The organism is Maribacter sp., from assembly GCF_039974175.1.
Classification (GTDB): Bacteria; Bacteroidota; Bacteroidia; order Flavobacteriales; family Flavobacteriaceae; genus Maribacter_C.
Window position 1 is genome coordinate 383,089 of record NZ_JBDWJN010000003.1, and the last position, 13,639, is coordinate 396,727.

General features: G+C 41.4%; 12 protein-coding genes and 1 tRNA gene. 5 read left to right on the forward strand and 8 right to left on the reverse strand.

Features of this window, described 5'->3' with window-relative positions; genetic code table 11:
• Window positions 1-55: 55 nt before the first annotated feature.
• The 5 genes from ABJN95_RS02765 to ABJN95_RS02785 all read left to right on the forward strand — a co-directional run bounded on the left by ABJN95_RS02765 (window position 56) and on the right by ABJN95_RS02785 (window position 6,164).
• Window positions 56-2,983, forward strand: a complete 2,928-nt coding sequence (locus ABJN95_RS02765) for a PSD1 and planctomycete cytochrome C domain-containing protein (RefSeq protein ID WP_348368465.1) — start codon at window positions 56-58, stop codon at window positions 2,981-2,983.
• Window positions 2,984-2,990: 7 nt separating this feature from the next.
• Entirely contained in the window at window positions 2,991-4,436 is a 1,446-nt protein-coding gene (locus ABJN95_RS02770; RefSeq protein WP_348368466.1) for a DUF1501 domain-containing protein, read from the forward strand.
• Window positions 4,437-5,843, forward strand: coding sequence for a c-type cytochrome domain-containing protein (locus ABJN95_RS02775; protein WP_348368467.1), 1,407 nt, complete (start codon window positions 4,437-4,439; stop codon window positions 5,841-5,843).
• 30 nt (window positions 5,844-5,873) lie between these two features.
• A tRNA-Arg gene (locus ABJN95_RS02780) sits at window positions 5,874-5,945 on the forward strand.
• Between the two features lie 57 nt (window positions 5,946-6,002).
• Window positions 6,003-6,164 carry a hypothetical protein gene (locus ABJN95_RS02785; protein ID WP_348368468.1) on the forward strand — a complete coding sequence of 54 codons (162 nt, stop codon included), beginning with the start codon at window positions 6,003-6,005 and terminating at the stop codon, window positions 6,162-6,164.
• A 103-nt stretch (window positions 6,165-6,267) separates the two neighbouring features.
• On the opposite strand, the gene ABJN95_RS02790 is transcribed toward ABJN95_RS02785, so the two are convergent.
• The 8 genes from ABJN95_RS02790 to ABJN95_RS02825 all read right to left on the reverse strand — a co-directional run bounded on the left by ABJN95_RS02790 (window position 6,268) and on the right by ABJN95_RS02825 (window position 13,621).
• Window positions 6,268-7,542 (reverse strand): TRAP transporter large permease, encoded by a 1,275-nt coding sequence (locus tag ABJN95_RS02790; RefSeq protein ID WP_348368469.1) that lies wholly within the window; start codon window positions 7,540-7,542, stop codon window positions 6,268-6,270.
• Window positions 7,539-8,003 (reverse strand): TRAP transporter small permease subunit, encoded by a 465-nt coding sequence (locus tag ABJN95_RS02795; RefSeq protein ID WP_348368470.1) that lies wholly within the window; start codon window positions 8,001-8,003, stop codon window positions 7,539-7,541. The genes ABJN95_RS02790 and ABJN95_RS02795 overlap by 4 nt, the downstream gene beginning before the upstream one ends.
• A complete protein-coding gene (locus ABJN95_RS02800) occupies window positions 7,975-9,009 on the reverse strand; it encodes a TRAP transporter substrate-binding protein (RefSeq protein ID WP_348368471.1) in 1,035 nt (344 codons plus the stop codon). The genes ABJN95_RS02795 and ABJN95_RS02800 overlap by 29 nt, the downstream gene beginning before the upstream one ends.
• A gap of 4 nt (window positions 9,010-9,013) precedes the next feature.
• Complete coding sequence (locus tag ABJN95_RS02805) at window positions 9,014-9,598, reverse strand: RidA family protein (RefSeq protein ID WP_348368472.1); 585 nt, start codon at window positions 9,596-9,598, stop codon at window positions 9,014-9,016.
• A 28-nt stretch (window positions 9,599-9,626) separates the two neighbouring features.
• Entirely contained in the window at window positions 9,627-10,844 is a 1,218-nt protein-coding gene (locus ABJN95_RS02810; RefSeq protein ID WP_348368473.1) for an aminotransferase class V-fold PLP-dependent enzyme, read from the reverse strand.
• Window positions 10,845-10,931: 87 nt separating this feature from the next.
• Complete coding sequence (locus ABJN95_RS02815) at window positions 10,932-11,408, reverse strand: RidA family protein (RefSeq protein ID WP_348368474.1); 477 nt, start codon at window positions 11,406-11,408, stop codon at window positions 10,932-10,934.
• An 18-nt stretch (window positions 11,409-11,426) separates the two neighbouring features.
• The gene (locus ABJN95_RS02820; RefSeq protein ID WP_348368475.1) at window positions 11,427-12,344 is read right to left on the reverse strand and encodes an RraA family protein; all 918 of its coding nucleotides are present in this window, start codon (window positions 12,342-12,344) and stop codon (window positions 11,427-11,429) included.
• Window positions 12,345-12,370: 26 nt separating this feature from the next.
• A complete protein-coding gene (locus ABJN95_RS02825) occupies window positions 12,371-13,621 on the reverse strand; it encodes an amidohydrolase/deacetylase family metallohydrolase (RefSeq protein ID WP_348368476.1) in 1,251 nt (416 codons plus the stop codon).
• Window positions 13,622-13,639 lie beyond the last annotated feature (18 nt).

A 13,639-nucleotide genomic window follows, 5' to 3' on the forward strand; every position in this document is an offset into this window, starting at 1 on the left:
GAAAAGGAAGATATAAATCCTTATATTTGAGAGACATCCATAATTGGCGAATATTATGTACGGTCAACTAAAAAATATTTTTACTGTTTTAGGGTGTTTCCTTTTACTCTTTTCTTCATGCAATAACAGCAGCGAATTTGCCGAGCCTTTGCCTAACACGGTTGACTTCAATTTTCATATCCGCCCTATTCTAGTACAAAATTGCTATTTATGCCACGGCCCAGACCCAAGTGGTCGCAAGGCTGATTTAAGATTGGATACCTATGAGGGGGCTACTGCTCTATTGAAAGAAGGTGGCCATGCGATCGTACCTGGCAAACCTTCTAGCAGTCAATTAATTTATCGTATTAACAGTGAGGAAGAAGATCAAGTCATGCCTCCGCCAGAATCCAATTATAAACTTAGCGAACGCGAAAAAGCACTGCTCGAAAAATGGATAGATCAAGGCGCTGAATGGAAAGAACATTGGGCTTTTATCAAACCCAAAACTACCATAACACAACCAAGCTTCTACACAATAGATTCGCTTATCGATGAACGGCTAGATCAAAAACAGTTGGTCAAAACACCAAAAGCCGATAAAAATACGCTAATTCGAAGGGTTTCCTATCTACTAACCGGACTACCGCCCTCGCCTAAAGCCATAAGAAATTTTGTTGCAGACACTTCTTTAGACGCTTATGAGAAAATGGTTGATCGTTATTTAAACTCCCCTGCCTTCGGAGAGCGATGGGCCCGCCATTGGATGGATCTGGTTCGTTATGCCGAAACCAAGGGCCATGAGTTTGATTATTCAATTTTAGGGGCCTGGCGCTATCGCGATTATCTGATTAGGGCCTTTAATGATGATGTACCTTATACCCAATTAGTTAAGGAGCATCTTGCCGGTGATCTATTAGATTCTGTGCGGTACAATCGAGAATCAGGTACAATGGAATCTCAATTGGGAACTGCATTTTTTGCTATGACAGAAGGCACTCACAGCCCCGTAGATATCAAAAAAGACGAGGCCGATCGAATCGACAACATGATCGATGTAACCTCCAAAACTTTTCAGGGCTTGACTGTTTCCTGTGCCAGATGTCACGACCATAAGTTCGACCCTATTCTTACCGCAGATTATTATGGGTTATACGGGGTGATGGAAAGTACCCGTTTTACACCCCTTGTTGCCCAACTGTCGCGTGATAAAGAACAAAGCGCCAAAGAAATTGAAGAGGTGCAACGGTATATGAGAGAAATGATTTCGCAAACATGGAATAAAGAAACCATAGCCCAAAAGCCGAGATCGCCAGAACGGAAAAGATCAAACCCCAATGCACCTACGGTTATAGGTGATTTTCGGAATACAGATTTGGATGGATGGAAAAGCAACGGAATGGCCTTTGGAAATCGAACCACTCTAGGAAACCCCATAGTCAATGCGTCAACGGGCAAGCTACTGCAATTAGAGGAAGGCAGCGCCTCAAGTAAACTTTTGGGCCTAGGAATTTTTGGATCGCTGCAGTCTCAAAACTTCATTCTAGATAAGAACTACATCGCAATCCGAGCACGTGGGGTAAAAAGTACCATCCGCCTCGTAATTGATAACTTTCAACTCATTCAAAATCCAATTTACGGTGAATTGGAAATGAGAGTCGACAATGAAAAATGGCAAAACTATATTATCGATGTTAGCCCGTGGAAAGGGCACAAAGCGTATGTAGAAATACTCCCTGGGGGCTATCAAACACATCAATACCAACTTCCAGCAAAGGCCTATATTGAAGTACAGTACGCAATTGCTTATGATTCAGAATTTCCTTCTGAAGTGCCAGATTCAGGTGAATCTTCCAAAAAAATACAGCAACTCAATGCCCAACTAAAGAACGGAAAATTACCCGCTGAATTCCCTGAATTGCAAGCTATAACTGAAAAAAAACGGCAACTTAGCAAAAGTCTGACCAGTACATCTTTTTTTTATGGCGTCACAGATGGATTTGCTATAAATAGTCCTGTTTTTATCCGTGGCAATCATGAAGAGCCTTCCCAAGAACGCGTTCCCAGAAGTTTCCTATCGACCTTACCTAAGGGTGGAAGACCCTTTAGCTCAATGGGTAGTGGCCGAATGGAATTGGCAAACAGCATGTTGAGCGAAGACAACCCGCTGACATCGCGCGTAATGGTGAACCGCATTTGGAACCATCTGTTTGGCAGAGGAATTGTAGAGACCGTAGACAATTTTGGATTACAGGGGAAGCTTCCATCACACCCCCAACTGTTAGATCATCTGGCGGTTACATTTCAAAATGAAGGTTGGTCTATCAAAAAAATGATTCGCAAAATAGTATTGACCGATGCCTTTAAAAGAAGTACGCTTAGAGGTAGTGAACTTATGGAAGAAGACCCAACAAATATTTATTTGGCCTCATTTCCGGTGCGGCGTTTAGAAGCCGAAGCAATTCGCGATGGAATTCTGGTCGCCTCGGAAAGTTTAAACGACAGTTTATATGGCCCTCCAGTAGCTACCTACCTGACTGATTTTATGCAAGGTCGGGGTCGGCCAAAAAACTCAGGCCCGCTTGATGGCAATGCGCGCAGAAGTATTTATCTAGAAGTTCGACGTAATTTTCTTGAACCCATGATGACAACTTTTGATCGTCCCATTCCTTTTAGCACCTTTGGAAAACGTGATGTAACTAACGTACCGTCACAGTCATTGGTTATTATGAACGATCCTTTTGTAGCAAGACAAGCGCAACTAATGGCGGAAAAGCTAATAACCCAAATAGGACTATCGTTCGAAGAAAAAGTATCATGGATATATCTACGTTCCTTTGCCCGTGAACCAACCGCCGAAGAACTGAATAAGGCAAAAGAATTTATGGTCAAGCTCAATAAACTGGAGCCAAAAAAAGCAAATAAAAACGATCAAGAACTCGAATTCTGGAAGCAATATTGCCATAGTATTTTTAACTTAAAGGAATTTATTTACCTCGTATAACCAAAAGATGAGCAAGTATCACAACTTTACACAACGACCCCTTTCACGCCGTGAAATGTTGGGTATATGCAAAGGAGGCTTTGGAGCTTTGGCCTTTACAAGCTTATTCGGGGTATTGCCAATAGCGTGTTCGCGATCAAAAAAGTTGCTGTCAGAGCCAGACTTATATTTAGGCCCACATTATCTGCCTAAAGCCAAAAACGTCATTTTCCTATATATGGATGGTGGAGTATCACAAGTTGATTCCTTTGATCCAAAACCAAGGCTGGCCAAAGAAAATGGAGAAGATCCCCGAAAAAAATTCAAAGTAGACGCTACTCAGTTCGATAATGTTGGGAAAATCTTGAAAAGTCCGTGGGATTTTAAACAGTACGGTGAATGCGGAATGCCAGTGAGTGAGTTGTTCCCACATATCGCTACCTGCGTTGATGACATTGCTCTAATACGTTCTTTAACTTCAAAATTTCCGGAGCATACCAATGCCAATTATTTTCTACATACCGGGAGCGGAATTCAAGGCAGGCCCAGTATGGGATCATGGATGACTTACGGCTTAGGAAGTGATAACAAAAATATTCCAGGTTATGTGGTTTTGGATGGGGGACTCATTCCGCCAGGGGGGCTTGATAATTTCAAAAACGGATTTCTACCCGCTTCGTATCAGGCCTCAATTTTAAAAGCAGGTGCAGAACCCGTGGCCAATATTACACCTAAAGAGCATATGCCTAACCTTCAAGAGGAGAAACTACAGTTCATCAAACAAATGGACCATAGCCTGATGGGTAAAATGGGTGAGGTTGATGCGGTTGAATCTGCGATTACAAATTACGAACTGGCGTACAAGATGCAATCCTCCATTCCTGAGCTGACCGAATTCTCTGAGGAGACCAAAGCGACAAAAAAGCTCTACGGCTTTGATTCTAATGACCCCCATACTAGAGGTTATGCTGCACAATGCCTGTTGGCAAGACGTTTAGTTGAACGAGGGGTTCGTTTTATAGAATTGACCTGCCCAAAAGTTGACGCAGATCGTTGGGATCAACATAACAATTTAAAGGATGGTCATGAAAAAAATGCCCATGCAGTCGATCAACCCATTGCGGGTTTGTTGAAAGATTTAAAATCTCGGGGCATGCTCGAAGAAACTCTAGTGGTATGGACAGGTGAATTTGGTAGAACTCCTTTTGCACAAGGTACTGACGGTCGAGATCATAATCCCTCGGCTTGCAGTATGTGGCTGGCTGGAGCAGGAATCAAGGGCGGAACTATTTTCGGCCGTACCGATGATTACGGATATCGTGTTATCGAAAATGAAGTGTCGATTCATGACTTGCATGCTACTATTATGCATCTATTGGGTATTAATCATGAGCTCTTGACGTTCCGGTTTGGAGGCCGCGATATACGCTTGACTGACGTTCACGGACATATTGTAAAGGATATTTTAACCTAAATGGAGTTAACCCTTTTAATCAACCCGAATTTGCTCGATGACCCTTCAGACTTCATGATTTTTGTAGGTAGGTTTCATCCTTTGATCGTGCATCTTCCCATTGGATTTTTACTACTGGCTTCGATAGCTCATTTTACTACCCGATGGCCCAAATTCTATGCAATAAAACCTTTTCTTAAATACCTTTGGGGTTTAGGGGCGATTAGTACAGCATTGGCCGTTGTGCTTGGTTATTTACTATCACTATCTGGAGATTATAACGACAACACTTTGTTTTGGCATAAATGGAGTGGGGTCGTCGTCTTAGTACTCGCATTGATTTGTTATTTCATATCAAAAAAGCAAAGTGAAAACACCAAACCGACGCAATGGTTTCTTATTGCCTTGGCCATAGGGACCATGATTTATACAGGTCATTTAGGCGGTAATCTTACTCACGGGTCAACATATCTATTAGAATATGCCCCTAATTCTGTTCGAAGTTTAGCTGGGCTTTCGCCAAAGAAAGAAACAATACCCAAAATAACTGTGTTAGATTCGGCGGATGTATACCTCGATTTAGTTGCTCCTATAATGGATCGAAAATGTGTGAGTTGTCACAATAAGGAGAAAAAGAAGGGTGATTTAGAACTGACTACCTATGCAAATATGATGAGAGGTGGTGAAAATGGCGAAGTAATAGTGCCTGGAGATATAGAAACGAGCGAACTTTTTAGAAGGATTACCTTGCCAGAGAACCATGATGATTTTATGCCGTCTGAAGGAAAACGCCCTTTAACAACTCAAGAAATTGCTCTTATTGAATGGTGGATTGCCTCCGGTGCACCAGCAAATGGATTTGTACTCGAACTAGATTCACAAAAAATAATAACGGAGACGGCTAGCAACTATTTAGGGCTTGACAAGCATGCTGTTTTGAGCAAAAAGGTACCTCCTGCTAATCAATCGAGTATCGATTCACTGCGCGATCAAGGTATTATCATAAATCGATTAATGAAAAGTAATTATTTTATCGAAGCCAATTTCAAACTAAGTGAACGCCTAATTACGGATAAGGAATTAGCATTGCTGCAAAACTTAAAAGAACAATTGATTTGGCTCGACCTAAGCAATTCTGAGTTAGAAGATGAATCCCTTCAAAAAATAGGACAGTTCGAGCACCTCATAAAACTAAATCTCAGCGGAACTGCCATTTCAGATAAAGGTATCGTACATCTTAAAACATTGAAACATTTAGAATCACTCAATTTATATGATACAGATGTTTCAGACGGCTTGTTAAAACTAATTCCCCATCTCACAAGGCTTAAGAAAATCTATTTGTGGCAAACCAAAGTCAATGATTCCGTTATCGAGGGAATTCAGTCTGAAAGGAAAAATCTTCTAGTCGTTTACGGCAGAGAGTAAAAAGTTTTATTTTTGCCTTCCATTTAAATTGGCCCCGTAGTTCAATGGATAGAATAGAAGTTTCCTAAACTTTAGATGCAAGTTCGATTCTTGCCGGGGCTACAAAATACTTCTAGACATTCCTTATCTTAGGTTGTTATAAAATCAACCGAAAATCAAATGACCCTCTCTAACTGGGATATCGGAATCGTATTAGTTTATGTTGTTGGGGTTCTTGCTTTGGGTTTTTATCTTTCCAAAAAATCCTCAAAAAATCTTGAATCCTATTTCTTAGGCGGTAACGAACTACCCTGGTATTATTTGGGGTTGAGCAATGCTTAGACAATGGCTTGCATGAGTTCGGTCAGCAAGGAATTAAAACCTACAAAACACTTATGAAAGGAGACGAGCTGACGATTTTAAACTGATTTACTTAAAATCAACCTTAATCTGTAAACAGATTGGGCAACCATAAAGAAATCTCGGGAATTAAAGTAACCAAAATCAAGACGCCCAAGCTGACCAGCAAAAAGGGGAATCCGGCTTTGCTTACCTTTCCAATCGATACCTTACCGATACTTGATGCAACAAATAGGCAGACCCCAACAGGTGGCGTAGTCAACCCAATGATCAAATTCAATACGGCGATTACCGCGAAATGAATGGGGTCAACATCAACGGCTATAGCCACCTTGAGAAGAATCGGAAACAAGATCAATAACGCGGCAATGGTTTCCATAAAAGTACCTACAGCAATTAGCAATAGATTGATGAGCAAGAGCACGACATATTTGTTGGAACTGAAGCCCAAGATTTCGTTTGAAATGGTTTGGGGAATATGTTCGGTAATCAGTATGTATCCGAACAGGTTGGCAAAGCCCACCAAGATCATTAACGATGCAGAAGTTTTCATTGAATCGAGAATAACCACCTGCACATTCTTAAAATTCAACTTCTTATACACAAGCCTACCAACAACCAGAGCGTAAAGTACCGCAACGATTGATGCTTCCGTTGGAGTAAAAATACCGCCAATAATGCCGAATAAAATAATGAAGGTCATTAGCAATGACCAAAAGGTATCAACAAACCCTCTTGCTACCTGACCAAAACTACTTTTGGGATGCTTTGGGTAGTTCTTCTTTCTAGCGATAAAATAAGCAACCAACATAAGTCCGACACCCAATAAAAGTCCGGGAATAGCGCCTGCCAAAAATAACTTTCCAACAGAAAGCCCGCTTAAGGTTGCCGCAATAATCATGGGTACACTAGGCGGAATAATAGGTCCTACGGTAGATGAAGCTGCGGTAACGGCACACGAAAAATCAGCATCATAACCTTCTTTTTTCATCGCCGGAATCATAACCGAACCCATACTGGCCGTATCGGAAATTGCCGTTCCAGAAATTCCGGCAAACAACATCGATGCCCCTATATTCACTAAGGAAAGGCCTCCCCTGATATGACCCATCAGATGATTACAAAAAGAGATGATCTTTTCGGTCAACCCGCCTTGGTTCATTAGGTTTCCTGCAATGATAAACCCGGGAATACTTAAAAGTACAAAAACATCAATGCCCGAATACATTTTCATTGGCATCAGAATAAGAGGAATTTCAGCACCGATCAAATAGACCAAACAGGCCAACCCTAAAGCAAAGGCTATGGGGTAGCGAAGTACTAGGGCAACAACGAATACAATGACTAGAATCCAAATCATGCGCTTTTCTTTTTATAAGCCTTTACAATTTTATGCCAAGCATAGTAACAAAGCGTTGCCCCAATAATGAACATACTACAAAATGAAATGCCCATATTGAAACCCATGCTTGGAGATTTTTCAATCATACCCAAGCTCACAAACCGAATAGCGTAGAAAGCGAAAACGGCGAATAATATGAATATGACTACCGGGATAGATTTGTCTAATACCGCCTTGAATTTCGGATTGAACATATTGTAGAAAGCATCAAGAGCCACATAATAGTTCGATGATTTTAAGGCGAGACCAGAAGCAAAGGAAATAGCATAAATAAAAAGTATACGTGATGCTTCCTCCGTCCATGAAGGGGTTTCGAACCAAGAAAAGCGACAGATAATCTGAAGCAGAACCATGGCGATTAAACCCCAAGTACTGACAAGGGTACCTATTTTAAGAATTTTTCCTATTGCTTTTCGCATATGCTTCTTGTTCGCGTTTCAATTCGTGATATATTGCTTGCATCTCCGGCGATAGGCTATCATATATGGCCTGCTCACATTTCTTAGCAAAGGCTTCGGTATCTACTTCTATCAATTCCATACCTTTATCCTTTAAGACTTGCTGAATGTTTTTTTCGTTTTCCAAAAAGAGGTCGTGCTCGTACTTCTGCATTTCTTTACCTGCCTGAACTACAAGTTCTTGAAGATCTGGGGGTAATTTCTGAAACTGCTTTTCACCAATAACAGCGTACACCCAACTAATCACATGCCCTGTGAGATTTACATATTGTTGTACCTCTGCAAACCCGCCATTGTTAATCATGGCAAAGGGATTTTCCTGCCCTTGAATAGTACCTTGTTGTAGCGAGGTAAAAACCTCGGAAAATGCCATAGGCGTAGGTTTTGCCCCAAGTGCACTCCAAGTGGTCACAAAGGAAGGCACGTTAGGAACACGCAAGATCAATCCTTTTAAATCATCTGGATGTCTAATCGGCCTGTTTGAAGTCAAATGCCTTGGGCCACGTTCAAAATGACATAGCGCTCGTACCCCGGCCTTCTCTATCATCTCGGTCTCCATCAATTTGCCAACACGACCATTAATATATAGATTCATATCGGCGGAGTCTTTCATCAAATACGGAAGCTCACAGAAGGTGGCCACTTCAAACCAATTGGTCAAGGTAGAACCGGTAGTAGTGATGTCAATGACCTCGGCTTGAATTAAACGAATAGCCTCAATTTCCTTTGCCAATTGTTCCGATGGATACAATTGCACCTCTATACGCCCGTTCGAACGTTCTTCTAAAATCTTTTTGAAATAGTCGAAAGCCTTGTACCAAGTATGGTCTTCCTTGACAATGATTGCCGTGCGAAATAGAAACTCGGGTTTGGTTTCTTTAGATTTGCAGTTGATCAAAAGCAAAAACGCTGAAAAAAGTAAAATCGGTTTTACAAAGTGTCTTACCAATTGCCCTCCATTAGCCATAGAATTAGTCTTGAACCTCTACAATCATTTCAACCTCGATAGCAATATTACTGGGTAAAGAGCCCATTCCCACAGCTGCACGAGCATGCTTACCTTTATCTCCAAATACAGCAACCATGAGATCTGAATATCCATTAACTACTTTGGGCTGATCTTTAAAATCAGGAGTGCAGTTCACCATTCCCTTCACCTTGACAATGCGCTTCACCTTGTTCAAATTGCCTAACTCAGCTTTCAAAACAGATAATTGATTAATTCCTGTAATACGTGCAGCTTCATAACCTTGCTCAATGCTAAGATCAGCGCCTAGTTTTCCGGTAATATTTTCGCCATCGGCTTTACGCGGACCCTTGCCTGCTAAAAATATCAAGTTTCCCGTTCTTACAGCGTTCACGTAGTTCGCAACAGGGGCCGAGGGGGTGCTTAATTCGATGCCCATTTTCTTTAGATTGGCTTCAGGATTGTAATTTGGGTCAATAGCCTCTTGAATTTTCTCAGTTTCCGTTTCAGCCTTGACCTCCTTCACTTCTTTGGCCTGATTGCAAGAAAAGGCTAGCGAAAGGGCAATACATAAATAGATATTCTTCATAATAGTAGTTGAGTTTGTTATTGACAATTTAGGTGTTTTCAAGAACTTCCTTCACCCGTTGAGCAACAATTCTTTCTTGACCGGGTTCCATCATCCATGTAGTAATTCCTACTTGTTCTTTATTTCCGACGGTTTCAATTGATGGATGTCCATCACGCAATCTTTTCCGCATTTCGTCGGTAGTTATACCCACTTCATTTTCGTCCCACCTAATATACAAACTAGGAACGTGGTTCGCATGGAGAGGTACATGAATTTCTGTTTTGACCCCCTTTACAGAAAGTGCGCTATCACTAATAAGTTTGATTTGCCTTTCCCATAGTTCCCATTCTTTTTTATGATCTCGAGCAAGATAGAGTTCCAAGGCCACCATCATACCTAAGACCTCCTCTTTATTTACTTTCATACCGCGACCAATGGTAGTGCCCCTTGGCGGGGTATGCAATCTTGCCGCCTCAATATACTCCCTTTTTCCCAATAATAAGCCAGCACTTTGTGGGCCTCGTATGCCTTTCCCTCCTGAAAAGCAGACCAAGTCAAACCCCATTTTGGTAAACTTAAAAAGATTTTCAACAGGTGGTACATCAGCGGCACAATCTATAAATGTAGGAACATTGTGTTTTTTGCCTAAAGCGATGAATTCCTCCCATTTAACTTCTCCTTGCTCCGTATTGGCATTTAAAAACCAGAGCATGGCTGTTTTCTTATTAATGGCCCTTTCCAACTCCTGGGCGGTTTCAACCTCCACAATTTTGGCTCCTGTATTTATTAATGCATGGGTATATCCGATAGCATGTTTCTTTTGAACAATAACCTCATTCTTTAGCCCAGTTGTATCGGGAAGCTGGGCCACTTTTTTTTCATCCATACCACACATAATACCTGCTAGACCAAGAGTCATCGCTCCAAACGCACCTGATGTTACCGTGGCATACTCACAGTCTAACAAAGCTGCAATACGCTCCCCTACTTTGTCGTGAAGCTCATCTAAATTCACATATTCCGTAGCACCGTAGCTTATTGCATCGGTGACTTCTTTGTGCATCAATGAACCTGTCATTGAGGTATAAGTTCCCGCTGCATTGATGAATGTTCGCAGACCCAGTTCTTTGAAAAAATCACGAGTTGCTGGCTTCAGAACCGTTTCTTCAACGACTTTTGCCTTCAAAAGGCTTGGCCCTAACATGCCCCCAACTAGGGGAAGCGCCGATACTATTTTTAATGCTTTTCTTCTACTAGTGCTCATACTATTTTGTTTTAGTGTCATTCCCGTACTTGTGCTGCCCCAATGTCTCGAGGTTTGAGCAAAGACAGGATTCTATTTACCATACGCTTAATCAACAGCAGCAATGCAGTCCATTTCAACCAGTGATTTACCCGGTACGCCTCCATAGGTTGCAACCGTAGTTCTAACAGGAGGATTTTTTCCAAAACGTCCACGAAAGACTTCATTCATTCCTTTGTAATCGGCAAGATCTGCCAGATAAACATTTACTTTTAGTACCTGTTCCATTGAAGAACCATTTGCCTCCAATCCTTTTTGAAGTTCTTGTAAAACGATTTCAGTGTGTGCCTTGATTTCATAAGGTGCTACATGTGCCCCTTTTCCAGCAATGTAAAGTGTATTGCCATGTCGTACCGCTCCTGAAAATAAAGGGATGTCTTGATCCGTTACAATATCGCTTGCAACTTTCTTATGTGTTTTTGACTGATTTTTTGTCATGGCATTCGCCGAACCAATACCGAATAATGCCGCCAGAACCATTCCTATTTTTTTGAAGGACGCCCTTCTTGTTGTTTTATTTTCCATATTTCTAGTTTATTGTTTTTACCACATTCGTTTTTTTAGAAGTTCCTGAATCTGTGCTTTCGGAACCGGAAGCTCATCGATATGATCATTTAACCATTTCGAAAAATCTTTTTCAATTTCATCAGACCATTTATTATCAATTTGACCGGGAGTATATTTCCCTTCCTTCAATCGGGTAATACCAAATAGATCTCGAAGACGTACCACTTCGGAAGTCACCACTACTTTTTCGGCCAAATGAGCAGGAATGAACATCACTCCTTCTTTTTTTCCCAAAATGATATCTCCAGGAAGCACTATTGCGGCACCGATCCGAATGGGTGAATTAATACTCAATAGCATCACTTCAGTCAAAAATGAGGGGTGCCATTCTCGAACAAAAGCATTAAAACCTTCAATTTTTGAGAGACCCTCCTGATCTCTGCTGGAAGCGTTAAAGACCACTCCAGATTTTGATTTGGCAAAAATGGCATTTCCCAAATTATCACCTATCAAAGTACCGTCTACAATTTTGCCAAAACCATCGGCTACATAAACGTCGCCCAACTGAAGCATATCGATAGGCCATGAATTGGTATTGCCTATTTGCCCATCGGCTTTACCCTTCTTTTTGATTTGATCGGAAACATCAGGTCGGTTTGGCATATATTGAACGGTCAAGGCTCTGCCAACGACGGGAACGTCATCATGTAAAGGTTCCCAGCCCCCTTCGAACTGATTGTGATACCCTTCGTTTCGTAAGACGCCCCATGCTTCCTCAATAGCAACCTGTTTCATTCGAACTAAAATATCATCGGCAACTTTTGGTCGTCCGTCTTCGAAACGTTCTCCTTCCCACTGTGGGGTCAAGAAAATGATTTGGTCTTTCGATGTGGTTTGTGCCACTGCAAAATTGCTTGTTAGCAGCATCAAAACTATCAGTTTTGTTAATCTCATATTTTCTCCTGTTTATATTTTAATTTTTACTTATCCCAAGGCGCAGCTGCCATCCCGTTTAGGTCATATACTACCTTGCCTTCACGAATGGTTAGTTCACACTCCAACTTTTTATTTCCATTCATCTTTTGGCCTTTGGTATCGATAAACCCAAAATTACCTTCCCGTAAACTCAAAATGGTGATGTCGGCAACAGCACCAACAGACAAATGACCTAAGTCTTCTCGCTTGATAATTTTTGCAGGATCCCAGGTAGTTTTAGCTATAAGCTCGTTCACGGTCATATCCATATTCAAAAATTTTGACATCACATTAACAATATCCTTCATACCTCCGTTCATACTACCTGTATGTAGGTCTGTACTTATTGAGTTTGGTTTGAAACCTTGTTTCATAGCAGGAACGACCTGTTCGAAAAGAAAACTTCCACCCCCATGGCCCACATCGAAAACAATTCCTCTTTTTTGGCCTGCCCATGCAAAATCTTCCACTTTTCCGTTCTCATTTACAATTGGCTTTCGGCCGTTAACGTGTGCATAGGCATGTGTGAATATATCTCCAGGACGAAGTTTTTCCATAAATAATGTTTGAAGAGACAGTTCAGGCTGACTACCTCCAAAGTCGACCATGATAGGTAGGTCTGCTAATTTACCGGCCTCAACCGCTCTGTCGGTTGGTGTCCAATCAAAGCCGCTATAATGCGCCAATTTCACTCCAACAATGTGTTCAGGAAACTGCCTTGCTACCATTGCCGTGAGTTTGGGGTTCATATCATCAATATTCTGCTCTATCGCTCCACCCTTCATACCAGAACCCACAATATTCAAAAAAGAAAGTACTCTGGTTTTGGATCGATCAATAACATTTTTCTTGAAAATTCTGAAATTTCTCCAACCAGCTCCCCCGGCGTCTACAAGTGTTGTTACCCCAGTTCGAAAGCTAAATCCATCAGGAGGAAGTGCGGTGAAACTATTACTCAAGTAGGCGTCGGGTTCGGTACCAAAAAAATTATGGCTATGAATATCTATAAGTCCGGGTGAAACGTAAAGCCCTTTTGCATTGATTATTATAGATGCCTTGGAGGCAGGTATGCTTGTTGCTACTTGAACAATTTTTCCGTCTTTTACCGCAACATCCATTACTTTGTCAATGGCATTCTTTGCGTCAATAAGTCTTCCGCCGGTGATTAGCATATCAAACTCCTGCGCATTCAAAACACAGGAAAAAAGTAGCGCAATCAGAACTAAGTAATTGGCATATCTATTTTTGTATTCCATAGTATTATCACATTGAAA

Bases quoted from the DNA above. Each gene is read 5' to 3' on its own strand.
- ABJN95_RS02805 (WP_348368472.1), bottom strand. From the start codon at position 9,598: ATGAAGAATATCTATTTATGTATTGCCCTTTCGCTAGCCTTTTCTTGC.
- ABJN95_RS02795 (WP_348368470.1), bottom strand. From the start codon at position 8,003: ATGCGAAAAGCAATAGGAAAAATTCTTAAAATAGGTACCCTTGTCAGT.
- ABJN95_RS02770 (WP_348368466.1), top strand. From the start codon at position 2,991: ATGAGCAAGTATCACAACTTTACACAACGACCCCTTTCACGCCGTGAA.
- ABJN95_RS02810 (WP_348368473.1), bottom strand. From the start codon at position 10,844: ATGAGCACTAGTAGAAGAAAAGCATTAAAAATAGTATCGGCGCTTCCC.
- ABJN95_RS02815 (WP_348368474.1), bottom strand. From the start codon at position 11,408: ATGGAAAATAAAACAACAAGAAGGGCGTCCTTCAAAAAAATAGGAATG.
- ABJN95_RS02820 (WP_348368475.1), bottom strand. From the start codon at position 12,344: ATGAGATTAACAAAACTGATAGTTTTGATGCTGCTAACAAGCAATTTT.
- ABJN95_RS02800 (WP_348368471.1), bottom strand. From the start codon at position 9,009: ATGGCTAATGGAGGGCAATTGGTAAGACACTTTGTAAAACCGATTTTA.
- ABJN95_RS02765 (WP_348368465.1), top strand. From the start codon at position 56: ATGTACGGTCAACTAAAAAATATTTTTACTGTTTTAGGGTGTTTCCTT.
- ABJN95_RS02790 (WP_348368469.1), bottom strand. From the start codon at position 7,542: ATGATTTGGATTCTAGTCATTGTATTCGTTGTTGCCCTAGTACTTCGC.
- ABJN95_RS02825 (WP_348368476.1), bottom strand. From the start codon at position 13,621: ATGGAATACAAAAATAGATATGCCAATTACTTAGTTCTGATTGCGCTA.
- ABJN95_RS02785 (WP_348368468.1), top strand. From the start codon at position 6,003: ATGACCCTCTCTAACTGGGATATCGGAATCGTATTAGTTTATGTTGTT.
- ABJN95_RS02775 (WP_348368467.1), top strand. From the start codon at position 4,437: ATGGAGTTAACCCTTTTAATCAACCCGAATTTGCTCGATGACCCTTCA.